The sequence below is a fragment of the Agrobacterium sp. 22117 genome (assembly GCF_052045735.1).
GTDB classification, from domain to species: Bacteria; Pseudomonadota; Alphaproteobacteria; order Rhizobiales; family Rhizobiaceae; genus Agrobacterium; species Agrobacterium cavarae.
In genome coordinates this window covers 326,689-348,220 of the sequence record NZ_JBQEPP010000007.1, presented here as the reverse complement: position 1 = coordinate 348,220, position 21,532 = coordinate 326,689, and the positions used below count along the sequence as shown (strand labels likewise).

18 protein-coding genes are annotated in these 21,532 nt (G+C 59.8%); 10 read left to right on the top strand and 8 right to left on the bottom strand.

Annotation, left to right across the window (positions count from 1 at the left end):
* Positions 1 to 16: 16 nt before the first annotated feature.
* The 6 genes from ACTJKV_RS20710 (at position 17) to ACTJKV_RS20685 (ending at position 9,854) form a co-directional block, all read left to right on the top strand.
* Entirely contained in the window at positions 17 to 1,003 is a 987-nt protein-coding gene (locus tag ACTJKV_RS20710; protein WP_440599376.1) for a DUF1839 family protein, read from the top strand.
* The gene (locus tag ACTJKV_RS20705) at positions 1,000 to 3,465 is read left to right on the top strand and encodes a glycosyl hydrolase 2 galactose-binding domain-containing protein (protein ID WP_440599375.1); all 2,466 of its coding nucleotides are present in this window, start codon (positions 1,000 to 1,002) and stop codon (positions 3,463 to 3,465) included. The genes ACTJKV_RS20710 and ACTJKV_RS20705 overlap by 4 nt, the downstream gene beginning before the upstream one ends.
* Before the next feature lie 176 nt (positions 3,466 to 3,641).
* Positions 3,642 to 6,359: an ABC transporter transmembrane domain-containing protein gene (locus ACTJKV_RS20700; protein ID WP_274103351.1), complete on the top strand. Its 2,718-nt coding sequence runs from the start codon at positions 3,642 to 3,644 to the stop codon at positions 6,357 to 6,359.
* Positions 6,360 to 6,415: 56 nt separating this feature from the next.
* Complete coding sequence (locus ACTJKV_RS20695) at positions 6,416 to 6,871, top strand: cyclic nucleotide-binding domain-containing protein (RefSeq protein WP_112954666.1); 456 nt, start codon at positions 6,416 to 6,418, stop codon at positions 6,869 to 6,871.
* Between the two features lie 170 nt (positions 6,872 to 7,041).
* The gene (locus ACTJKV_RS20690; protein WP_274103352.1) at positions 7,042 to 7,902 is read left to right on the top strand and encodes an MBL fold metallo-hydrolase; all 861 of its coding nucleotides are present in this window, start codon (positions 7,042 to 7,044) and stop codon (positions 7,900 to 7,902) included.
* Between the two features lie 305 nt (positions 7,903 to 8,207).
* Positions 8,208 to 9,854, top strand: coding sequence for an adenylate/guanylate cyclase domain-containing protein (locus ACTJKV_RS20685; RefSeq protein ID WP_440599388.1), 1,647 nt, complete (start codon positions 8,208 to 8,210; stop codon positions 9,852 to 9,854).
* A gap of 126 nt (positions 9,855 to 9,980) precedes the next feature.
* On the opposite strand, the gene ACTJKV_RS20680 is transcribed toward ACTJKV_RS20685, so the two are convergent.
* The 5 genes from ACTJKV_RS20680 to ACTJKV_RS20660 form a co-directional block, all read right to left on the bottom strand.
* Positions 9,981 to 11,162, bottom strand: a complete 1,182-nt coding sequence (locus ACTJKV_RS20680) for a M20 aminoacylase family protein (RefSeq protein ID WP_274103354.1) — start codon at positions 11,160 to 11,162, stop codon at positions 9,981 to 9,983.
* 71 nt (positions 11,163 to 11,233) lie between these two features.
* The gene (locus ACTJKV_RS20675) at positions 11,234 to 12,013 is read right to left on the bottom strand and encodes an amino acid ABC transporter ATP-binding protein (RefSeq protein ID WP_274103356.1); all 780 of its coding nucleotides are present in this window, start codon (positions 12,011 to 12,013) and stop codon (positions 11,234 to 11,236) included.
* Positions 12,010 to 12,933 carry an amino acid ABC transporter permease gene (locus ACTJKV_RS20670; RefSeq protein WP_274103357.1) on the bottom strand — a complete coding sequence of 308 codons (924 nt, stop codon included), beginning with the start codon at positions 12,931 to 12,933 and terminating at the stop codon, positions 12,010 to 12,012. The genes ACTJKV_RS20675 and ACTJKV_RS20670 overlap by 4 nt, the downstream gene beginning before the upstream one ends.
* On the bottom strand, positions 12,930 to 13,820 hold the full coding sequence (locus ACTJKV_RS20665; RefSeq protein ID WP_274103358.1) for an ABC transporter substrate-binding protein: 891 nt from the start codon (positions 13,818 to 13,820) through the stop codon (positions 12,930 to 12,932). The genes ACTJKV_RS20670 and ACTJKV_RS20665 overlap by 4 nt, the downstream gene beginning before the upstream one ends.
* A gap of 58 nt (positions 13,821 to 13,878) precedes the next feature.
* Positions 13,879 to 14,841 carry an ABC transporter substrate-binding protein gene (locus ACTJKV_RS20660; protein ID WP_112519495.1) on the bottom strand — a complete coding sequence of 321 codons (963 nt, stop codon included), beginning with the start codon at positions 14,839 to 14,841 and terminating at the stop codon, positions 13,879 to 13,881.
* Between the two features lie 101 nt (positions 14,842 to 14,942).
* Between ACTJKV_RS20660 and ACTJKV_RS20655 the strand changes: the two genes are divergently transcribed.
* Positions 14,943 to 16,268, top strand: coding sequence for a PLP-dependent aminotransferase family protein (locus ACTJKV_RS20655; RefSeq protein WP_440599374.1), 1,326 nt, complete (start codon positions 14,943 to 14,945; stop codon positions 16,266 to 16,268).
* A 12-nt stretch (positions 16,269 to 16,280) separates the two neighbouring features.
* Here ACTJKV_RS20655 and ACTJKV_RS20650 read toward each other — a convergent pair whose 3' ends face one another.
* Positions 16,281 to 16,763 (bottom strand): class I SAM-dependent methyltransferase, encoded by a 483-nt coding sequence (locus ACTJKV_RS20650; RefSeq protein ID WP_062424848.1) that lies wholly within the window; start codon positions 16,761 to 16,763, stop codon positions 16,281 to 16,283.
* A 15-nt stretch (positions 16,764 to 16,778) separates the two neighbouring features.
* Positions 16,779 to 18,179, bottom strand: a complete 1,401-nt coding sequence (locus ACTJKV_RS20645) for a nucleotide sugar dehydrogenase (protein ID WP_440599373.1) — start codon at positions 18,177 to 18,179, stop codon at positions 16,779 to 16,781.
* A gap of 69 nt (positions 18,180 to 18,248) precedes the next feature.
* Here ACTJKV_RS20645 and ACTJKV_RS20640 point away from each other — a divergent pair, with 69 nt between their 5' ends.
* From ACTJKV_RS20640 to ACTJKV_RS20630, 3 genes are all read left to right on the top strand, one after another.
* The gene (locus ACTJKV_RS20640) at positions 18,249 to 19,346 is read left to right on the top strand and encodes a glycosyltransferase family 4 protein (RefSeq protein ID WP_274103363.1); all 1,098 of its coding nucleotides are present in this window, start codon (positions 18,249 to 18,251) and stop codon (positions 19,344 to 19,346) included.
* Positions 19,343 to 20,092: a polysaccharide deacetylase family protein gene (locus ACTJKV_RS20635; RefSeq protein ID WP_274103364.1), complete on the top strand. Its 750-nt coding sequence runs from the start codon at positions 19,343 to 19,345 to the stop codon at positions 20,090 to 20,092. Before ACTJKV_RS20640 ends, ACTJKV_RS20635 begins: the two co-directional genes overlap by 4 nt.
* A gap of 197 nt (positions 20,093 to 20,289) precedes the next feature.
* Positions 20,290 to 20,502 carry a hypothetical protein gene (locus ACTJKV_RS20630; RefSeq protein WP_112359265.1) on the top strand — a complete coding sequence of 71 codons (213 nt, stop codon included), beginning with the start codon at positions 20,290 to 20,292 and terminating at the stop codon, positions 20,500 to 20,502.
* Here the strand turns inward: ACTJKV_RS20630 and ACTJKV_RS20625 are convergent.
* Positions 20,494 to 21,456, bottom strand: coding sequence for a glycosyltransferase family 32 protein (locus tag ACTJKV_RS20625; protein WP_274103365.1), 963 nt, complete (start codon positions 21,454 to 21,456; stop codon positions 20,494 to 20,496). The two genes, ACTJKV_RS20630 and ACTJKV_RS20625, sit on opposite strands and share 9 nt — an antisense overlap.
* Positions 21,457 to 21,532 lie beyond the last annotated feature (76 nt).

The following is a 21,532-nucleotide window of genomic DNA, read 5'->3' as shown; positions in this document are numbered from 1 at the left end:
GGCCTGAGAGGTACGCATGACGGCAATTTTTCCGGCCCTGAGCCCTGAGAGCCATGTCCCTCACCTGCTCCACGCATCCGACAGGATGTGGCCGGAAACCAATTGCTTTGTCGATTTGTGGATCGAGCTTGTGGCCTCGTGCGGCCTGCCGCCGGAAGCGATGTTCGGCTTTACCCTGACGCAGGACTTCGAGGGCGACCACTTCACCTTCTTCAAGATGCCGCTCGAAGACCTCGAGGCGCTCTACGGCATCCGCTCGACCGAGCTTGCGATCTTCGACAATGTCGAGACCCATATCGAAACGCAGCTGAAGCGCGGCCGCATTTCCCTGATCGAGGTGAACAGCTTCTACCTGCCGGATACGCATGGGGTCGGTTACCGAAACGACCACGGCAAGACGACGATTGCCATCAACCGCATCGATCGCGCCAATCTCAGGCTCGACTATTTCCACAACGCCGGCTACTTCGCGCTGGAAGGCGAGGACTATGCGGGCGTGTTTCAGCACCATCTGAAAGAGGGCGAACCGCCCTTCCTGCCCTATGCGGAATTCGCCAAATTCCCGGAAAAGCCGGTCCCCGAAGAGCGCCGCCGCAAGGTTGCCGAACGGCTGCTGGTGCAGCATTTTTCCAGACGACCGGCGGACAATCCCATCCGGGCCTTCTCGCAGGTCTTCCCGGCACAGGTGGAAAAGGTTGCCGACCGCCCCTTCGGCTTCTTCCACAAATACGCCTTCAATACGCTGCGCCAGCTCGGCGCCAATTTCGAACTCGCGGCCAGCCACCTGCAATGGCTTGCCGGACCAAAGGCTTTCGATGACGCAGCCGCCGAGGCGCTGAAGATCGCCGAAGTGGCAAAGACGGTGCAGTTCCAGCTGGCACGCGCCGTGGCGCGCCGAAAATTCGAGCCGCTCGCCACCGCTCTTAATCCCGCGGCTGACGCCTGGGACGCGCTGATGGCGAAGCTCAACTCCCATCTCGATGATGCCAGCGAGGCCGCGTGAGCGCGAGCCTTCGCCATGACGCCCTCCCCGGCCAGTGGCTGACGGAGGGTTGGACGCTGACATTGACGCAAGCCGGCGCCTATGAGCGCCCATCCGACATCCCGGCAGATGCGGAAAGCCTTGCAGCACCGGTTCCCGGCACCGTCGCTGAGGCGCTGGAGAAGGCGGGCAAGTTCGACCGCTTCGATCCGAAGTCGCTCAACCATCTCGATGCCTGGTACCGGCTGAGGCTTGATGCCGCAGAACCGCAGACCGCGACGCTGCATTTCGATGGCCTTGCGACCATCGCCGATATCTATCTGAATGATGAGCCTATCGCGCACTCCGCCAGCATGTTCGAGGCGCTGGAGGTTGGCGTCACGCTTTCCGGCACGGACGAGCTGGCGATCTGCTTTCGCGCCCTGAAACCCCATCTGGAAAAGACCGGCCCCCGCGCCCGCTGGCGTCCGCAGATGATGTCGACCCAAGGGCTTCGGCTGATCCGCACGACGGCGCTGGGTTACATGCCCGGCTGGTGCCCGGAGATCCATGCGAGCGGACCATGGCGACCGATCCGACTGGTGCGTGACGGCAACGCGGATTTCGACCTCACCGCCTTCGCCACCGAATTGACAGAAGATGGCGTTGGCATCCTCCGCGTCAGCGTTGAAGCGCGGTCATCGTCCGTTATCGAGATCGGTTGTGGGGATCGCTGGCAAAGACTTGAGCCGGTCTCAGACGGTCTCTTCTCAGCAGAGCTGCGGCTCCCGGCCATAGAGCCCTGGTGGCCCGCCACCCATGGCACGCCGACGCTGCACGAGGTTCACCTTCGCATCGACGGCAAGACGCACACGCTGGGAAAAACCGGCTTCCGCCGCATCGAGATCGATCATGGTGCGGATGGGAAAGGCTTTGGCCTGACGATCAATGGCGTCGCCATCTTCTGCCGGGGTGCCGTCTGGTCCAACGCCGATATCGTCCGGCTTCCCGGCGCCAAAGGGGACTACGCACCCTGGCTGCGCCTTGCCGCAGAGGCGGGCATGAACATGATCCGCATTGGCGGAACCATGGCCTATGAGACCAGAGACTTCTTTAGCCTTTGCGATGAACTCGGCCTGATGGTCTGGCAGGACATGATGCTCGCCAATTTCGATTACCCGGCGAAAGATGAAGGCTTCGTTGCCCATATCGAGAAGGAAACGGCGGACCTTCTGGCGAATGCGGCGCTCTCTCCCTCGCTGACCGTGATCTGCGGGGGCAGCGAAATGTACCAGCAGGGCGCGATGCTGGGCCTCGGCGAGAGCTTCTGGAAAGGTCCGCTGACTGAGGAGATGTTGCCGCGCTTCATCAAAGCGCGTCGCTCCGACATCGCCTATGTCCCGAACTCACCCTTCGGCGGCGCGCAGCCCTTCTTCACCGACGAGAAGGTCGGCCACTACTACGGCGTGGGCGCCTATTGCCGCCCGCTGGACGATGCCCGGCGCGCCGATGTGCGCTTTGCCGGCGAGTGCCTTGCCTTCGCCAACGTGCCGCAGCAGAAGACGCTTGATCGGCACCTGCCCGTTCCCGCCGTTCATCACCCGGTGTGGAAATCCCGCGTGCCGCGCGATCGCGGCGCCTCCTGGGATTTCGAGGATGTGCGCGACCATTATCTCAAGCTCCTCTATGACCTCGACCCGTCGCGGACGCGGCGCGAGGATGGCGAGCACTATCTCGACCTCTCGCGGGCGGCGGTTGCCGAGGTAATGGAAGCGACCTATGGCGAGTGGCGGCGCAACGGCTCCTCCTGCCAGGGTGCCATGGTGCTGACCCTTCAGGATCTTGTACCGGGTGCGGGCTGGGGCGTAATCGATTCCACCGGTAAACCGAAGTCGGCTTGGTACGGGCTGAAGCGGGCATTTCGCCCGGTACAGCTGATCCTGACCGATGAAGGGATCAACGGGCTTGCCGTCCATCTCGTCAACGAGACGGCGGAAAGCCGCAAGCTCACCGTCGAACTCGCCTGCCTGCGCGATGGCCTGCAACCCGTCGTCCGCGGCCAGAAGCAACTCGATCTCGCACCGCGATCCAAGACAAGCCTTGCCGCCACCGATTGCTTTGGCGCATTCTTCGACACGACCTATGCCTATCGCTTCGGTCCGCCCGCCCATGATGTGACGGTTGCAAGGCTGAAGAACGCCGTGACGGGAGAGCTGATTGCCGAAGCCTTCCACTTTCCACGCGGCCGCAGCGCGGCGTTGCATGCCGCAAACCTGAGCGCAACGACAGAGCAGAAGAACGGGCAATGGTTCCTGACGCTGACGACGGATCGGCTGGCCCAGTCGGTCAATATCAGTACCGATGGCTTCCGCCCAGCCGATGACTGGTTCCATCTGGCTCCCGGTGAGGCCAAGACCATCGCACTGATCGCTGAGGAGAACGCCCCTGCCGAGCCCCATGGCGAAATCCGGTCGCTCGGCTCACGCCTGCATTTTGGCTTCTAATAAAAAAGTTTCGCTTCCCTACGCGATATTGTAGGGAAGCGGCTTGTTTCACCAGTATGTGAACCACCATATCCTATCCCCGTTTCAGCGCTCTCCTTCCCCCTCCAGAGCCGCTTTGACGCCAGCATGAACATCCATTACCTTCCACTTTATCCGGCACGGCATAGAAGTCCTCGATGGAAAAAAGTCTGACGCGTTACATCTGGACGCATACCAAGAAGCAGCAGCTTTTCATTCTGCTGATCGTGGCGCTGTCGATGATCCCGTACTTCCTGGCCTTCGATCTGCCCAAGCAGATCGTCAACGGGCCGATCCAGGGCGATGGCTTCGAAGGCGCCAACGCCACGCAGCTTTTCATGCATCTGACACTTAACCTGCCTTACTTCGGCACGGTCACACTTTTTCCGGGTATCGAGCTGAACCGCATGGCCACCTTGATGGGCCTCAGCCTCACCTTCCTGGCGCTGGTCATCATCAACGGCCTCTTCAAATATTACATCAACACCTACAAGGGCCGACTTGGCGAGCGCCTGCTGCGCCGCATCCGCTTCCAGCTGATCGACCGGGTCCTGCGCTTTCCGCCCACGCATTTCAAGCGCGTCAAGGGCGCGGAAATCTCCAGCATGATCAAGGACGAGGTGGAGCCGCTCGGCGGCTTTACCGGCGACGCCTTCGTCCAGCCTGCTTTGCTCGGCGGCCAGGCACTGTCGGCGCTGTTCTTCATTCTGGTGCAAAATTTCTGGCTCGGCATGATTGCCGCTTTCATGGCCGCCATTCAGGTGGGCATCATCCCGAAAATGCGCCGCCGCCTGATCGATCTTGGACGCCAGAGACAGCTGACCGCGCGCGAGCTTGCCGGTCGCATCGGAGAAATGGTCGATGGCATCGGCACCATCCACGCCTATGACACCTCGAACTACGAACGCGCCGATGCCGGCCAGCGTCTCGGCCAGATCTTCAAGATCCGCTACGACCTTTATCAGTGGAAATTTCTGGTCAAGTTCATCAACAACTTCCTGGCGCAGCTGACGCCCTTCTTCTTCTACGCAGTCGGCGGTTACCTGACGCTGCGCGGCAGCCTCGATGTCGGTCAGCTCGTTGCCGTGATCAACGCCTACAAGGAACTGCCAGGACCACTGAAAGAGTTGATCGATTGGGATCAGGCCCGCCAGGACGTGCAGGTGAAATACGAACAGGTCTTCGAGCAGTTCGATTCTCCAAGCATGATCGACCCCAAAATCCAGGATCTGTCTCCGGCGGCAGCTGCCGCGATCACAGGCCCGATCGTCATTTCCGCACTTTCGCTTGATGATGACAGCGGCACGCGCCTCCTCGATCAGGCAACACTTACCATCAATCCCGGAGAAACCGTGGCGATCGTCGGCAGTGCCGGCGGCGAAGCCCTGGCAGATGCCCTGGGACGCACGCTCTGGCCAACATCGGGCAAGATTTCCATCGGCGATACAGATTTCCACGATCTGCCCGAATCCGTCACCGGACGGCGCATTTCATACGTCTCGGCCGACAGCTACTTCTTCCACGCAAGCCTGAAGGACAATCTTCTCTACGGGCTGAAGCATGCGCCCCTCAAACCCAAGCAGTATGAAGGGACTGAACTCGAGCACCGAAAATGGGAAGTCCGCGAGGCCAAGCTTGCCGAGAACCCGGACATGGATCTCAACGGCGACTGGATCGATTACGAGTCGAGCCCGGCAGGCCGCGAGGATCCGGAGCAATTTCTCAAATCCATGCTCGCCGTTTTGGACACGGTTCAGCTTTCGCCGGACATTCTGGAATTTGCGCTCCGCTCCTCCATCGATCCAATGAGCGACCTGCATCTGGCAGCCCGCATCGTCGAACTGCGCCGGACGCTGCGCAGCGAATTGGAGCGGGAAAACCTCTCTGGTCTCATCGTTCCCTTCGAGCCGGACAGCTACAACACCGAAGCGACCGTCGGCGAAAACATCCTGTTCGGCACGATGCGCGATGCGCAGACCGGCAGCAGCAAAATCATCGAAAGCAAGTATTTCCTGTCGCTCATGCGCGGAACGGGCCTTTCCAAAACGCTCTTCGACATGGGTTATACGATCGCCGAGAACATCGTCGAAATCTTCTCCGATCTGCCGCCTGATCATCCGCTCTACCAGCAGCTGACCTTCATGACCGCGGATGACATTCCAAACTATCAGCAGATCCTGCAGCGCCTGCAGGGCAAGCATTACGATGATGCGAACGAGGCAGACCGCCGTGCCATGATCCGCCTCAGCTTCTTCTATGTCGAACCAAGACAGCGTTTCGGCCTTCTGACACCGGAAGTGATGAACCGCATCGTCGAAGTGCGCCACATGTTCCACGAGAACCTGCCCGAAGAACTGCGCGACGTCATCGAGCCTTACGATCCCGATCAGTATGCCGCATCGACCAGCCTGCTCGACAACATCCTCTTCGGCAAGGTCAGCCATCGTTACACCGACGCCTCGCGCCGTATCACCCGGCTTGTGGCCGATGCCATGCGCAAGCAGGGTGTCTATGAGCGGGTTCTTGCCGTGGGGCTTGACTTCAATCTCGGTGCCGGCGGCAAGCGTCTTGGGCCATTGCAGCGCCAGAAGCTCAATCTCGCGCGGGCTTTGATGCGGCGCTCGGATTATTACGTGCTCAACCGTCCGCTACCGGGTCTCGACCATCGCCTGCAGCAGGAAATCGTCGATAACGTCATCGCCTTCCTGAGGAGAGACGGCGCAAATCCTGCAGTTCTGTGGGTCTTGTCAAATCCGTCGCTTTCCAAGATGTTCGATAGAGTTATCGTCGTTAACCACGGTACAATTGTTGCAGACGGATCATACGAGACTCTTGTGGAAGAAAACGGTACATTTAAGGAAATGATCGCTGCGTGACATGTCGCGGGCACACGACAGCAACGTGAATCGGTAATACCAACCAGGACAGGGCTATGCTTTTCAAAGATGAAATTCAGATGCTGAAGCGCGTCCCCTTCTTCAGTGAGATGGAGCCGTCGAAACTCAAGCTACTTGCTTTTGCTTCGGACCGCGTTTCCTATCTTGCAGGAGACGAGCTATTCCGGCAGGGCGATCTTGGCGATAGCGCCTATGTGCTTCTGACCGGCAAGGTCGATGTCCTGATCGACTCGCCATCGGGCCAGATCAAGCTGACGGAAATGAGCGGCAACGCCATCGTCGGCGAGATCGCCATTCTTTGCGACAGTGTCAGAACCGCGACCGTGAAAGCCTCGACGCCGGTAGAGGCGCTGCGCATCGGCAAGGAGCAATTCTTCAAGCTGATGTCGGACTTCCCCGAGATCACCATCAAGGTCATGCGTGTTCTGGCCGAGCGTCTGACACAGACGACGACGGAACTGAGCAAGGCGCGCGCGCATTCAAGCGTTTGATAATATATTCTTCCAGACTGCGGTGCTTTAAGGAAAAAATAAAAGTGGTGCTGCGGTCATAAAACTGAAATGCTGCGTGGAGTAGGCACGCGCCAGTTGTTGGCGAAGAGAAAACGGGACCCTACGGAGGAAGCGTTGAGACGGGTTGCCGTGGCAGGTTGGGGTATATGATGGCGTTGAATTCCGACGGAGACCGTCGGGGCAATAGACAGGAATTCCGGGTCAAGATCTGGGGAGCGAGAGGGACGCTTCCTGTATCGGGAGAAAAATTCCACAAATATGGCGGCAACACCATCTGCATCGAGGTTCGATGCGGCGAGCATATTCTGCTCTTTGACGCAGGCTCGGGTCTTCACCCGGCCGGTCTGGCGCTGAGGGCCGAAGGTGCCGGCAGCGTCGACATGTTCTTCTCCCATTGCCACTACGACCACATTGTCGGCTTCCCCTATTTCAAACCCTTCTTCAAGCGCGAGAACGACGTTCGCATTTGGTCCGGCCATCTGGCAGGCCACAAGACCACCCGCGACATGCTGCGCGAATTCATGAGCCCGCCCTGGTTTCCGGCACCGCTCGACATTTGCTGCGCCCATATCGATACCCGCGATTTTACCGCCGAAGACACGCTGTCGGTCCATCCGGACCTGTCGATCCGCACCGGTATGCTCACCCATCCGGGCAACGCCATCGGTTACCGCATTGACTGGCAGGGCAAGAGCCTTGCCATCATCACCGATACCGAGCATGAGCCGGGCAAGCTCGACAAGGCCGTGCTGAAGCTCATCGACGATGTCGATCTCTTCCTTTACGACGCGAGCTTCACCGACGCGGAAATGGAGCTTTACAAGGGGTACGGCCACTCTTCCTGGCAGCAGGGGATCAAGCTTGCCAAACATGCCAACGCAAAATCGGTCGGCTTCATTCACCACGCCCCCTTCCGCACGGATGATGAACTCGACCAGATCGACCAGGATGCGAAGAAGGAATTTGCCGGCGCCTTTGCGGCCTATGACGGGCAGACGATCGAGCTTTAGGTCTTTGTTGTATCGCATGTCGTTGTCGCAAAACCGCTGCACAGTTTTGCGTGAACCATGCTTTGGACCAGCGGCTGCCTCGAATAAGACTAAAAAACATTATCTCCGTGAGGCGCAGGATTCGTCTTGAGCAGGCAACGACAGCCGGTGTATCGGCAGGTCACGACCAAGCGTGCTCCTGCGGACCGCGACAGACGACGATTATTTGAATATCCATTTGTATTGAACGAGATTTGAGGTCGGGATTGGCGCAATACGTGACAGAGACCTCTTTGCGGCGAGCACGATTGCTCTCAGGTCTCGTCATGCTGGCCTTCGTCGCCTGTCACCTCTTCAACCACGCCCTTGCACTGATTTCCATCGATACGGCTGAATATGGCAGAGGCTGGTTCAGTCTCATCTGGCTGAACCCGGTCAGCAGCGTCATTTTCTACGGCTCGGTCGTCGTTCACCTCTTCCTCGTGCTGCGCTCCATCTACCTGCTGCGATCGCTACAGATGCCGTGGCGCGAAGCGCTGCAAATCCTGCTTGGCCTGGCTATCCCCTTCCTCATCATCGACCACGCGGCCGGCATCCGTTTCTCACGCATGCTCTTCGGCATCGATGAGGGTTATGACGTCGTCATTCGCCGGTTCTGGATCATCTCCCCCTATCTCGGCCTTCGCCAGAGCATCGCGCTGGTGCTGATCTGGGCGCATGGCTGTCTCGGCGTCTATTTCTGGCTGCGGTATCGAAGCTGGTACCGGCAGGTGGCGCCGTATCTCCTAATGTTTGCGGTTCTGCTGCCCATCATGGCGCTTCTCGGTTTCAGCGATGCCGGGCGGCAGATGGAGATGGACCTTCCCGCCGATCATCCCCATTCCGAAGCGGGAATGCGCTCGCCCTCAGACCCGCCGCCCGCCCCTTCGCCACGGTCGCCGGAGCGCCAGGCGACGATCTCGCATATCACCTTCGGGATACGTCTTGCCTTTGGCGCGGCCGTCATCCTGACATTTGCCGCGCGTGCCATAAGAGGCTGGCGGCAAAGATCGCGCGGCTTCGAAATCCTGTATGAAGACGGCCATGCGCTGCGCGCGCCCGCGGGCTTCAGCATTCTGGAGGCGAGCCGGCTTGAAGGCATTTCGCACTTCTCCGCCTGCGGCGGCAAGGGGCGGTGTTCCACCTGCCGCGTCAAGATCCTGGAATCGGAGGCTCCCCTGCCGGAGCCGGGCGATATCGAGCGCGCCACCCTGCAGCGTATTCACGCCGATTCCGATGTGAGACTCGGCTGCCAGCTTCGTCCGACCGGTCGCGTCAAGGTGGCGCTACTTCTTGCTGCCCGCCAGCAGGATGACGCACCGGCCAATAACGAGCCGATCCGCCCCGGTCGCGAGGAGGAGATTGCGGTTCTTTTCTGCGATCTCAGAAACTTCACCGCCCTGTCGGAATCACGCCTGCCCTATGACATGGTGTTTCTGCTGAACCGCTATTTCACCGTTGTCAGCCAATCGGTGGAGCAGGCAGGCGGGCGCATCGACAAATTCATCGGCGATGGCGCCATGGCGCTGTTCGGTCTGGACGGCAACCGGGAAACCGCCTCGGCCGACGCGCTGAAGGCCGCCTGCCTGATCCTGCGCAATGTCGAAAAGCTGAATGAAGAACTGGAACAGCAGTTTGCCGTGCGCCTGCGCATCGCCATCGGCATTCACGCAGGCCCATCGATCGTCGGCATCATGGGTTATGGCGCAGCAAAGACGCTGACGGCGATCGGCGATACGGTCAATGTTGCAAGCCGCCTGGAGACGGCCGCAAAGGAATTCGACACCTCCATCGTCGTCTCGGAACCGGTGATGGTCCAGTCCGGGCACAAGCGTGACGGACTTCGAAGCCGCACCATTCCCATTCGTGGGCGCAGCTCGGAGATGAAGGTCTTCCTGATCTCCGAGGAAGAAAGTCGAGTGCTGCTGTCTTGACCTGAACGCGACCCGAGGCCTGCGTCATCTGATGAGCGCATCCCATGAGATAATGCCTTCGATTCCATGCTTCAGACCAAGGGTGCTTTGCTCGGCCGAACGACGTTCGGCCAAGCCCTGCATCACTTACGCTGCAAGAAATCGTTCCGCCAGGCGAGCCCACAGAGCCGCACCCACGGTCAGGCTGCCATCGGCAAAATCATATTTGGGACTGTGGAGAATGGCGGAGTCCATTCCGTTGCCCAAGCGCAGGAAGCTGCCTGGTTTTCGCTCGAGGAAATAGGAAAAGTCCTCGCTGCCAGGGATGAGCGGGCAGGTGGCGACCTTGTCGGAGCCGATCAGCTCTTGTGCCACGAGCCGCGCAAAATCCGTTTCGGCCTCGGAATTGGCAACCACCGGGTAGCCATGCTCGTAATCGACCTCGATTGTAGCATCATAAGCGTCTGCCATGGATCGGGCGAGCTTGGTGATGCGCCGCTCCAGAAGTTCGCGGATCTTGGGCTCGAAGCAGCGCACGCTCACCGCCAGCTTTGCATATTCAGGAATGACGTTCACCGCTTCTCCCGCATAGATGGTACCGACGGTGACCACCGCCGTCTGTGTAGGATCGATGTTGCGGGATACGACCGTCTGAAGCGAGACGACGAGGTTGCAGGCCACCACAATGGGATCGATGGTGAGGTGAGGACGCGAGGCATGACCGCCCTTGCCCTTGATGGTGATGTAGACGGTATCGGAAGATGCCATCATCGGCCCCGAACGCGTCAAGATCGTCCCTTCCGGTGCGCCAGGGTGGTTATGCAGGCCGAAAATCGCGTCGATCGGGAAGCGCTCGAAAAGGCCATCCTCGATCATTTTCTGCGCGCCGGATGGCTTGCCATTTTCTTCCGCCGGTTGGAAGATCAGGGTCACCGTGCCATCGAAACGGCGAGTGCGAGCGAGATATTCCGCTGCACCAAGCAGAACGGTCGTGTGCCCATCATGGCCACAGGCATGCATTTTGCCAGGCGTCTTGCTGGCATAGGGTAGTCCCGTTTCCTCCAGGATTGGAAGCGCATCCATATCGGCGCGAATGCCGATGCTCTTCTTTCCAGTACCGTTCGTCAAGCAAGCCACAACGCCGTGACCACCCACATTCCGGGTGACCTCGTAGCCCCATCCTTCCAGCTTCTCCGCCACATAGCGGGCGGTTTCGGCCTCCTCCAGTGAAAGCTCCGGATTGGCATGCAGATACTGGCGCGTGGCCTTCAGCTCCGCCTCCATCGGCTCGAAATCGGATACGCGGGCATAGTGATTGTCGTTCAGCATTGGGTCCACCAAGATCTTGAAAAAGGACGCCAGCCGTGAGGCTGGCGCCAAGTTGGGGAAAAATCGCGCGCTTACAGGAAGCGCGAGAGAAAGGCCTGCGTGCGCGGATGTTGCGGGTTGCCGATGACGTCTTCCGGCTTGCCCATCTCGACGATGTGGCCGCCATCCATGAAGACCACGCGATCAGCGGCCTCTTTCGCAAAGCCGATTTCGTGCGTGACGACGATCATCGTCAGACCCTGGCTGGCAAGATCCTTCATCGTGGCAAGAACTTCACCGACGAGTTCGGGATCGAGTGCGGATGTCGGCTCATCGAACAGCATGAGTTTCGGCTTGATGGCCAGGGCACGCGCGATTGCGACACGCTGTTGCTGCCCACCGGAAAGCTGTCGCGGATAAGCGGACGCTTTCTCCGACAGGCCGACCCGCTCCAAAAGACGCATGGCGTTTTCGGTCGCGCTCTTGCGGCTCTCGCCGTGAACGCCGACGGGTGCTTCGATGATGTTCTGCAACACCGTCATATGCGGGTAGAGGTTGAACTGCTGGAACACCATGCCGATCTTGCGGCGCTGGCGCGCAATGCCGTTGGCGGAAAGCTTCTCCAGCCGGTTGTTCTTCACCCGGTACCCCATCTGCTCACCGTCCACGGCAATCGCGCCTTGCTGGATGGTTTCCAGATGGTTGATGCAGCGCAGGAAGGTTGATTTTCCCGAGCCTGAGGGCCCCAGAATGACCACCACCTCCCCTGGCATCACATCCAGATCGATGCCCTTCAAAACCTCGAGATGATCGAAGGATTTATGGACGTTGCGCGCCACGACGAGAGGCTTGGTATTTGCAACTGCGGTCAATGGCTTGCCTCCTCGTCTAGAGCAGGCCTGGCAACGCCTGCATTGCGGCGATCACTGCGACCGTAATAGGCCTCGATGTAGCTCTGTCCGATATTGAGGACGGACGTGATGAGCAGGTACCAGATCACTGCGACCAGAAGCATCGGAATGATTTCGAAGGTCCTGTTATAGATGGACTGAACCGAATAGAGCAGGTCGGCCATTGCGATCACGCTGACGAGCGAGGTTGCCTTGATCATGCTGATCAGCTGGTTGCCCGTTGGTGGAACGATCGAGCGCATCGCTTGGGGAATGATGATGCGCCACAGAGCGCGCGCCTTCGTCATGCCGAAGGCTTCTGCCGTTTCTGCCTGGCCGCGATCGACCGAGAGAAGGCCGCCGCGAATGATTTCCGCCATATAGGCCGCCTCGTTGAGAGCCAGGCCGACGATGGCTGCGGTCATCGGCGTGATGACGGAGTTTGTATCCCAGCTCGCAAGGGTCGGCCCGAAGGGGATCGATATGGAGAGCTGCGGAAACAAGGTGGACATGTTGTACCAGAAGATCAACTGGACCAGCAGCGGCGTGCCGCGGAAGAACCAGATGAACAAGGAGGCAAAGGAGCTTGCCAGCCCATCCTGAGACATTTTGGCAATGGCGATGATTAGGCCGAGAAAGACGCCGAGGATCATAGCGATGACGGTCAGCCCAAGGCTGACATACAGGCCGCTGATGACCACAGGATCGAAGAAATACTGAGCAACGACAGGCCAGCCGAAGTTTTCGTTGTTGGCAACGATCCAGGCGAAGTTGACGACGACCAGCGCAATGACCAGCCAAAGGACAAGGCGGCCGGTGCGGAACGGGGTGTGGGCTGACGCCACATCCCGCAGATCGGTGCCACCCAAGGATGGCACTTTCGTTTCAACAGGGCTCGTCATTTTGGCAACTGGCCCCCGAGGTTGATGCCCGGCTGCTTGAGGATGTTATTCTCAAGACCCCACTTCTTCATGATCGTCTCATAGGTTCCGTTGTCCATGAGGACCTTGATGGCATCGAGAAGGACCGGACCGAGTTCCGAACCCTTCGGAACGACGGCACCCTGGTACAGATCGTCGAAGCCGTTCTTCTGTCCAACGCCGGTCAGTTCCAGCTGGCCATTCGCCTGGGACACGAAGTAGGTTAGCGGCGCCTGCGAGGAGAAAAAGGCATCGGCGCGCTTGGAGCGAACCGCAAGAATTGAGCTTGGCTGGTCGGTGTAGGACTGCACCTCGATAGCAGCCTTGCCATCAGCCTTGCACTTTTCCGCTTGGGCCTGGATCACGCGCTCTGCCGAGCCGCCCGCCATGACGGCGATGCGCTGGCCGCAGGATGTTTCGAGCGAAACGATGCCTTTGGGGTTCCCCTTGTGAACGGCAAAGACCACGAATTCCTGCACCCAATCAACGAAATCATTCGATTCTTCACGGCTCTTGAAATCGCCGACAGGCCCGAAGGCGAACTGGTAGCGCCCGGAATTGACGCCTGCCAGAAGCGCTGGCAATCCGCCCACGGTTGCATGCTCGATCTTGATGCCCAGCACTTCGCCCAGCGCGTCGGTCAGGTCGGCGCTGGCGCCTTCCATCTTCGTGCCAGTCACGATTTCATAAGGAGGGAAGGATCCGTTATTGACGGAAATCATCTTCCCTTCGGAGCGGATCTTTTCCGGCAGGCGGGCGCGAAGTTCCTCATTCACGCTCTGTTTGGGAATGGCCGCCGTTTCGGCGAAAGCCGGTGCGGCGAGAATGAGCCCGGCGAGGGCGACGGAAGCAATCAGTTTCGGATGCATTTTGGTATTCCCCTTTTTGTTTGCAGCGATTGGAAGTGCCAAGGCCTGACTATCCTCGTCAGTTGACCTCAGCATGCAGCGGAAACAACTCCGCAGGCGTCAGCAGACGCGGCAGAATGCCCTGAGCGTGAAGCTCATGAGCGAAATCGGCGATCATGACTTTGTTCTCCTTGAAGCCGCTGACATTCCAGTGCGGCGGCAGGTCTGCGGCGCAACGGCGCAGTTCATCGATCATCCATGGCGTCGTGTCGGCGTATTTCTCTCGCTTCTCCAGCCACATGCGCTGCGAAGCGTCGATGAGCGCGCTAAGCTCGTCCATCACCCATGGATTTTCGCGCACGAACTGCGCCTTGAAACCGATCAGATGCATGCCAGGCACGTAGCCGACCTCGTTGAAATAGGCGACTTCGGACGCCCGGTAGTCCGGCAGGACCTGACGCAACGGAGAGTCCTGGTCGAAGAAACCCTTCGGCATGAAGGGAGTGAAGATGGCATCCAGCCCGCCATCCATGAGCAGATCCACCATCGGGCGTTCGCCAGGCGCCGCTTCGATCCGGCCCGGACGACCGAAACCATCCAGACGGTCGGTGATGGGATGCGCTTCCGTCAGTCGGCCAGCGTACCACATGGCGTCCTCGACGCCCACGCCTTCGCGACGGCAGGCCGCGCGGGTCCATGTATTGCCGGAATCACGCCAGCCCGTCACGCCGATCTTCTTGCCGGCAAGATCGGCAAGTGTGCGGATCGGGCTATCCTTGGTGGTGATGATGCAGCGATGGCGAAAACCGCGCATGATGAAGTTCGGCATGCCGATAACGCTCTCATCGCCGTCATGGCGCATCTGCGCATAGCGGCTGAAAGAGGTTTCGGCAGCGTCATGCAGATCGTCCTCGGCGACATTGGAGACGAGCGTGCCGACGCGATCGACCTCGATCTCAAGCTTTGGGGACGAGACGTCTCCCAGAACGAGCGGCGTCATATAGTCCCAGTCGCGAAGGGCAAGACGGAGTTTCAGCGGCATCATTTGGCACTCATTTATTTTCCATTACAGAAAGATTAAATGTACACTCGTAAGTGCACAAATGTTATTACGTTATTGAACATTTAAAGTGAGAGAATGAAGTGAGCGATATTTGCGAGGCCCGGTGGCTCGCCGAGAGAATTACCAACAAGACGATCCGCGGCATTGCACTGGAAACAAGCGCCCTTGTGCGGGCCGGTGTCTTGCCGGTGGGAACGCGGCTTCCTGCCATGCGCGACCTCGCCTACGAACTTGGTGTCAGCCCGGCGACCATCTCCGAAGCCTGGAGCGAGCTGCGCCAGCAGAAGATCATCAGCGGTCGTGGTCGTAACGGGACATGGGTCTGTGCGGAACGCTTCGTTGCCAAGCCGGAGCGTCTGGCAAGCGCCGGTCATTATGGCGCCAATGTTCTCGATCTTTCGATGGCTGTGCCGGATCAGGCATTGCTGCCGCCGCTTGCCAAGGCAATGGTCTATGCGACATCCGTCGGTGATCTCAACAGCTATGCGCGCAGCCGGATCGTTCCCGAGCTTCGAGACGCGATTGCGGGCGATTGGCCCTATGAGCCGGAAGCCTTTCTTGCCATCAATGGTGGCTATAATGGCGTTTACACCACGCTGCGCGCCCTGGTACGCCCCGGATCGGTGGTTGCCGTCGAACATCCCACCGCCATGCGGCTTCTGGATATTCTGGAAGATCTCGGTGTGAAGATCGTGCCGGTCCTGTCGGATACCGAGGGACCACTGCCCGCATCCTTGAGCCAGGCGCTCGCCGAGCGGCCCGCCGCCTTTCTCTTCCAGCCCCGTCTTCACTCCGTCACCGGCCAGACCGTTACCCTTCAACGCATTGAGGCGCTTGGAGATGTTCTGGCCGAAAGCGATACGCTGATCATCGAAGATGACGGCCTGGCAGATATTTCGGCAGAAAGACCGGTCTCTCTCGGCAAGCGCTTCCCGGATCGAACCGTGCGGATCGTATCCTTCTCCAAGACGTTAGGTCCCGATTTACGGTTGGCGGTGCTTTCCGGCTCGGCTTCCATCGTTGAACAGATCCAATCCTACCGCGCGTTTAGCGCGGGATGGACCAGCCGGGTTTTGCAGGCCGCCGTTGCCTGGTTGATCAGGGACGAGGAAACCTCTCAGATTGTGGCAGCTGCGCGCGCCACCTATCAGGAACGACGCGACACATTGGCCCGCGAGCTGCGCGAGCGCGGCGTCCAAACCATGCCGGGAAGCGGCCTCTGTCTATGGGTGCCGGTGCAATCCGAACCTTTCGCCATGGTAACCCTGGCAGCCAGAAACATTGCCGTCGTATCCGGCAACAAGTTCTCCATACTTCCCAGCGCTCATATCCGTGTGGCGACCAGCAAGCTCACCTCCGGCCACGCGCAGGTGGCCGAGGCGATAGCACTCGCCCATGTCATATAGAGCGTTGACGCCTCAAATCTTGCGGTAAAGGAAATACCGATCCGTCGGCACCGTGTCCGGCACCGACAGCGGATCGAGGCTAGGCTCCTTCAGCGGCAGGCCACTGATGGCAATGCCGCCCTTGGCCAGCATGCCCGAAACGATCTGCGGCAGCCATGTCAGTGTCACCGCATCCTTCTCGTCATAGCCGGTGCCGATATCGGCGTGCACGAGGGCTGCACCGATGCCCACCCATTCCTTCGCCGTCTGGTCGATTTCGCCGAGCACCAGATTGCCCTCTTCCGGTACGGAAGAGGCATGTGCGCCCATGGCGCGGTCGAAGGCGACGATGCGGCGATCGGGAAACAGCTCGCGCAGATGGTTGAAGGTGCGCCCATTGCCGAGCCCGATCTCCATGATCGGACCTTCGGCTGGCAGATCGAGATCGCCATGCACATGGTTCAAGATATCGCGCTGGGCGCTAAGGCGGCGGATGAAGCTGTCCAGTCTGCTCATGTGAAGGGTTTCCGATCAGGCCTTGAGGATGTGGCTTGCGCTGATGCCGCGACGGGCAAACGCGTTGCGCGTATCGATGATCAGCGGCGACCAGTCGGCAAGCTGCTGGTAATCGATACTATCATGGTCGGTCGCAACCAGTACCGCGTCGAAGCTGCCAATGCTGTCCCTGGTCCAGGCGACAGACTTCATGCCCATCAGCTCGCTATATTCGCGGGTCTTGGGGATTTCCGCCACATAAGGATCATGGAAGGCGACATTGCCGCCACGCTCGAGAATGAGCTCGATCAGCTTCAAGGACGGGCTTTCGCGAATGTCCGGCACGTTCTTCTTGTAAGCCAGCCCCAGCACCAGCACTTTGGAGCGGCTGAGCGCCTTGCCCTGGTGGACGTCCAGCGCTTCCGCCAACCGCCCGACGACATGGCGTGGCATGGCCGTGTTGATCTGGCCGGCGAGCTCGATGAAGCGGGTCGGGAGTTCGTACTCCTTGGACTTCCAGGTCAGGTAGAAGGGATCGATCGGGATGCAGTGGCCGCCAAGACCGGGGCCGGGATAGAAGGGCATGTAGCCGAAGGGCTTGGTCTTGGCCGCATCCACCACTTCCCAGATATCGATGCCCATCGCCTCATAGACGACCTTCAACTCGTTGACGAGCGCGATATTGACCGCACGAAAGACGTTCTCGGTGATCTTGACCGCTTCGGCCGTGGCCGTGGTGGAGACGGGAATGACGGTCTTGACCACGGAGCCGTAGAAGGCGGTCATCAGTTCGGCGGCATCCGGCCCGTCGCCAGCCACCACCTTCGGAATGGTGGAGGTGTGGAAGTCACGGTTGCCGGGGTCTTCGCGCTCGGGCGAAAATCCGAGGAAAAAGTCGTTTGCCGATTTCAGCCCGGTCTTTTCCAGGATGGTCTTGACGATGCCATCGGTCGTGCCGGGATAGGTGGTCGATTCCAGCACCACGAGCTGGCCGGGGCGAAGCGTTTCGGCAATCTCTCGGCACGTGTTCTCCACATAGGAGAGATCGGGATCGCGATACTTGGTGAGCGGGGTCGGAACGCAGATCGCAATCACGTCGCAGTCGCCAAGCTTGGAGAAATCGCTGGTGGCTTCGAAAGTGCCGTTATCACAGGTGCTTGCCAGAATGTCATCCGGCACCGCCTCGATGTAGCTCTTGCGCGCCTCGACGGCCTTGATCTTGCCCGGATCGATATCGAAACCCGTCACCTTGAAGCCGGATGTGGCGATCGTCATGGCAAGCGGCAGGCCCACATAGCCAAGGCCGATGACACCCGCCCGCGCTTCTTTCGATTGAATGAGGTCGAGAAGTCGCTGTGCGTTGGGAGAAGAGGTCAAAGCGTTTTGCGTCCTGCGCGCGAGGAAAACTTGGCCTTTCAGTTGGGCAAGAAGACCCATGGTGTCAAGGCTGCGACGGTCTAAATTACAGTTGACGAAGCGTCAGCCGAAAACGCATGACTGGAAGCCATGAAGATCGCATTCTACTGCCCGATGAAGTCTCCGAACCACCCGGTCCCCTCCGGCGACAGGTTGATGGCAAGGCTGTTGATGCAGGCCATGCGGCGGGCCGGCCACGAGGTCGAGGTGATCTCGGAACTGCGGTCCTTTGTGCGCGAGCCCGATGGCGAAGAGGCGGATGCGCTGGCGCGCGACGCGGAGCAGGAACGGCAGCGCATCTCGGCGCTCTGGAAGAGCCATGGCACTCCCGATCTCTGGTTTTGCTACCACTCCTATTACAAGGCGCTCGATCGTCTGGGGCCACAACTCAGCCGCTCCTATGCCATCCCCTATGTGACGGCGGAGGCCTCCTACTCTCCCAAGCGCAATGCGTCTGGCTGGGCGCAGGTTCAGGCAACGCTGCTGGAGGACTTAAGCCTTGCTACGGTCAATATCTGCTTCACCCATCGCGACCGCGACGGCCTGCGAAAGGTCAATCCGGCGATGCGCCTGCAGATGCTGCCACCCTTCCTCGACACCTCTCTCTTCGAAGCAAAGACCCCGGCACCGCAAGCCGGGCGAATGGCGACGGTGGCGATGATGCGCGCGGGCGACAAGCTCAGCAGCTATGAGGCGCTATCGGCAGCGTTGGCACGCCTGCCGCCCGATCTCGACTGGACGCTGGATATCATCGGCGACGGGCCAGAACGTCAGGCTGTGCAGCAGCTCTTCCAGGCGATCGCGCCGCATCGCCTCGTTTGGAATGGCGAAAAGACCCCGCAGCAGATCGCCGAAATCCTGTCCTGCGCGTCGCTCTATCTCTGGCCCGGCCATGGCGAGGCCTATGGGCTTGCCTATCTGGAGGCTCAGGCCGCCGGCCTCCCGGTCATTGCCGAGCGCATCGCAGGCGTGCCGGAAGTGATAATCGATGGAAAAACCGGCATTCTGACGGAGCCCGGAGAGACGCAAACCTATGCGGATGCCATAAAAGACCTGCTGACCGATCGGGAAAAGAGACAGGCCATGGCAGAAAATGCGCGGGCATTCGTCATCGAGGAGCGTTCACTGCGCAAGGCCGCATCGACGCTCGACCGGATTCTGCAAGACGCCAGAGGAAACGCACCATGACGGAAAAGAGACTTCTGGACACGCTGGACAGCTTTATGAGCCGCGGCGTTGCCGCCGACCTCTGGCTGCGCGACGACGATGCGACGGAGCCGACGCCAGCACTTGACCGACTGCTGGCGCTCTCCGACCGCTATGCCGTGCCGATGACGCTGGCTGTCATTCCCGAGCCGACCGGTGATGCCTTGGCGCGTCGGCTGGACAGCGCCGACAAAATCGATGTCGCGGTGCATGGCTGGGCGCATCAAAATCATGCCGGACCGGAGGAGAAGAAGCGGGAGCTTGGGCTTCATCGCCCCAAGGACACCGTGCTTGGCGAATTGCGTGCCGGCTTTGAAAAGCTGCAGATCCTCTTTCCGAGCCGCTTCGTGCCGATGCTGGTGCCGCCATGGAACCGGGTCGATCCGGACATCGTCGAAGGCCTGCCTGCCATCGGCTACCGGGCGCTGTCTGTCTATGGGCCGGAAAAGACCGCACCTCTTCCCCTCTTGAACACCCATGTCGATATCATCGACTGGCGGGGAACGAGAGGCGGCAAGGATCACGATCTGCTCTTTGCCGAGACCGCCGAACGCATGGCCGTGGCCGAACAAGGGGCAAGAACCACCGGCATTCTCACCCATCACCTCGATCATGACGAGACGGCATGGGCCTTTCTCGATCGGCTGTTTGCGCTGACGGCCAACCACCCCGGCTGCCGCTGGCGCAGCGCGGGAGAGCTGGTCGAAGAGGCCGGCTCGGCGGCCTGATGCCACGCGACAAAATGTCGAATATCAAGTCGGTCCGCGCAGGCGTAAGCACACGGCCAGAGAGCCACTAAAGCGCCGTGCGCCCTATGGGCGCACAAAGGACGCTTTAATTTTTGAGTCTACGCATCGTGCTTTCCGAAAATCGAATCCGATTTTCGGGCCGATGCTGTAGGCTCTGTTTGGAAAGTGTGACGCACATGGAATGGTTCGAGTATTTCCCGATCGTAATGTTGCCGCTGAAGCTGCTCGTTGTCGGCATCGGCATGTATTATTCGGTCAAATGGCACTACGATCAGGGCAAGCTGCAACGCGCCGAAGACGAGAAGCGCAAGCAGCAGATGGCTGCGGCCGCGAAAGCCGCTGCAGAGCGTGATGCGGAACTGACGGAACTACCCCAGCCCTCACCATGATTTCCAGGCGATCAGCAGCCCATCGCCCTTGGCCCTGGCTTCGGCACGCGCCTCTTCCACCGCACTGAAATCCGCCCGGTCTGCCAGCAACGCGGCCACGAAATCGGCACCCGCCAGCGTCACCGATCCCGCACGCGCCACCACGCTAAAGATCAGCGGGCCTGTGCCCCACCATGCGGGCGCACGCGGCAGTCGCTCGGCAATCGTAGGCAGCGCCTGCAAGATACGTTCGAAGACAGGATGGCCAGGAGGTGTGGCGATGAAGGAATTGGCGAGCAACACGCTTCCCTGCCCCGTCAGCCGCGGCGTCTCCTCGGCAAAGGCGGTGAGACCGACCATGGGAAGGATATCGCCAAAACTCAGGTCGTCGCGCGCTGGATAGAAATCGCAGTCGAGATAGATGCCGCCCACGCGCGACAGGATGAAATAGCGCGCCACATCCACAGCACCCGGATAATCCCCATCCTCCAGCATCCGCCGGAAGATCGGATCGGCATCGATGCCCTCCGCCTCAAGATCGGCCTCCCGCCACAGGCGATAGATGTAGCCATTGGCCTCAGCATGTTGGCGCCAGGCATCGGTTGCGGGCGGCACTTGCCTGTTGCCGATCCAGATCTGGTGGATCAGCCTTGGCACCGCCTCGCGGTTCTTCTTCGCAATCGCTCGTCTTTCATCAGGGGAGAAACGACCATAGGGCGCAAATATCTCGGGCGGCGGCACCAAAAGAAATTGATAGCCGGCTTTGGCAACCGCATCGCCCTTGGCCTTGGCAAGCCGCAGATAGGCCGAATGCAGGCGGCGCGGCAGACCAAGTGCGGTCACCTCACCCATCAGGTGCTGATCGTCCTCTGCCGAAAGACGCGCCAGGCGATCCTGCGCAGACACGAAATCTTTCTGCGCCAGCAACCGGCGGATGTCTGCAAGCGTTTCATCGAAAGTGGCTTTGTCTGGCATGGTCGCTCCGCAGCTTTAATATCCCCGACATATCTTCGGAATAGAGGTTTTCTCGCAACCCCAAGATCAGGCAGAA

What these genes read in the sequence shown, in the direction of transcription:
- ACTJKV_RS20665 (WP_274103358.1), bottom strand. Translation starts at nt 13,820, where the DNA reads ATGCATCCGAAACTGATTGCTTCCGTCGCCCTCGCCGGGCTCATTCTC.
- ACTJKV_RS20630 (WP_112359265.1), top strand. Translation starts at nt 20,290, where the DNA reads ATGGAATGGTTCGAGTATTTCCCGATCGTAATGTTGCCGCTGAAGCTG.
- ACTJKV_RS20670 (WP_274103357.1), bottom strand. Translation starts at nt 12,933, where the DNA reads ATGACGAGCCCTGTTGAAACGAAAGTGCCATCCTTGGGTGGCACCGAT.
- ACTJKV_RS20645 (WP_440599373.1), bottom strand. Translation starts at nt 18,179, where the DNA reads ATGGGTCTTCTTGCCCAACTGAAAGGCCAAGTTTTCCTCGCGCGCAGG.
- ACTJKV_RS20685 (WP_440599388.1), top strand. Translation starts at nt 8,208, where the DNA reads ATGCTGGCCTTCGTCGCCTGTCACCTCTTCAACCACGCCCTTGCACTG.
- ACTJKV_RS20695 (WP_112954666.1), top strand. Translation starts at nt 6,416, where the DNA reads ATGCTTTTCAAAGATGAAATTCAGATGCTGAAGCGCGTCCCCTTCTTC.
- ACTJKV_RS20690 (WP_274103352.1), top strand. Translation starts at nt 7,042, where the DNA reads ATGGCGTTGAATTCCGACGGAGACCGTCGGGGCAATAGACAGGAATTC.
- ACTJKV_RS20700 (WP_274103351.1), top strand. Translation starts at nt 3,642, where the DNA reads ATGGAAAAAAGTCTGACGCGTTACATCTGGACGCATACCAAGAAGCAG.
- ACTJKV_RS20660 (WP_112519495.1), bottom strand. Translation starts at nt 14,841, where the DNA reads ATGCCGCTGAAACTCCGTCTTGCCCTTCGCGACTGGGACTATATGACG.
- ACTJKV_RS20710 (WP_440599376.1), top strand. Translation starts at nt 17, where the DNA reads ATGACGGCAATTTTTCCGGCCCTGAGCCCTGAGAGCCATGTCCCTCAC.
- ACTJKV_RS20640 (WP_274103363.1), top strand. Translation starts at nt 18,249, where the DNA reads ATGAAGATCGCATTCTACTGCCCGATGAAGTCTCCGAACCACCCGGTC.
- ACTJKV_RS20635 (WP_274103364.1), top strand. Translation starts at nt 19,343, where the DNA reads ATGACGGAAAAGAGACTTCTGGACACGCTGGACAGCTTTATGAGCCGC.
- ACTJKV_RS20650 (WP_062424848.1), bottom strand. Translation starts at nt 16,763, where the DNA reads ATGAGCAGACTGGACAGCTTCATCCGCCGCCTTAGCGCCCAGCGCGAT.
- ACTJKV_RS20625 (WP_274103365.1), bottom strand. Translation starts at nt 21,456, where the DNA reads ATGCCAGACAAAGCCACTTTCGATGAAACGCTTGCAGACATCCGCCGG.
- ACTJKV_RS20680 (WP_274103354.1), bottom strand. Translation starts at nt 11,162, where the DNA reads ATGCTGAACGACAATCACTATGCCCGCGTATCCGATTTCGAGCCGATG.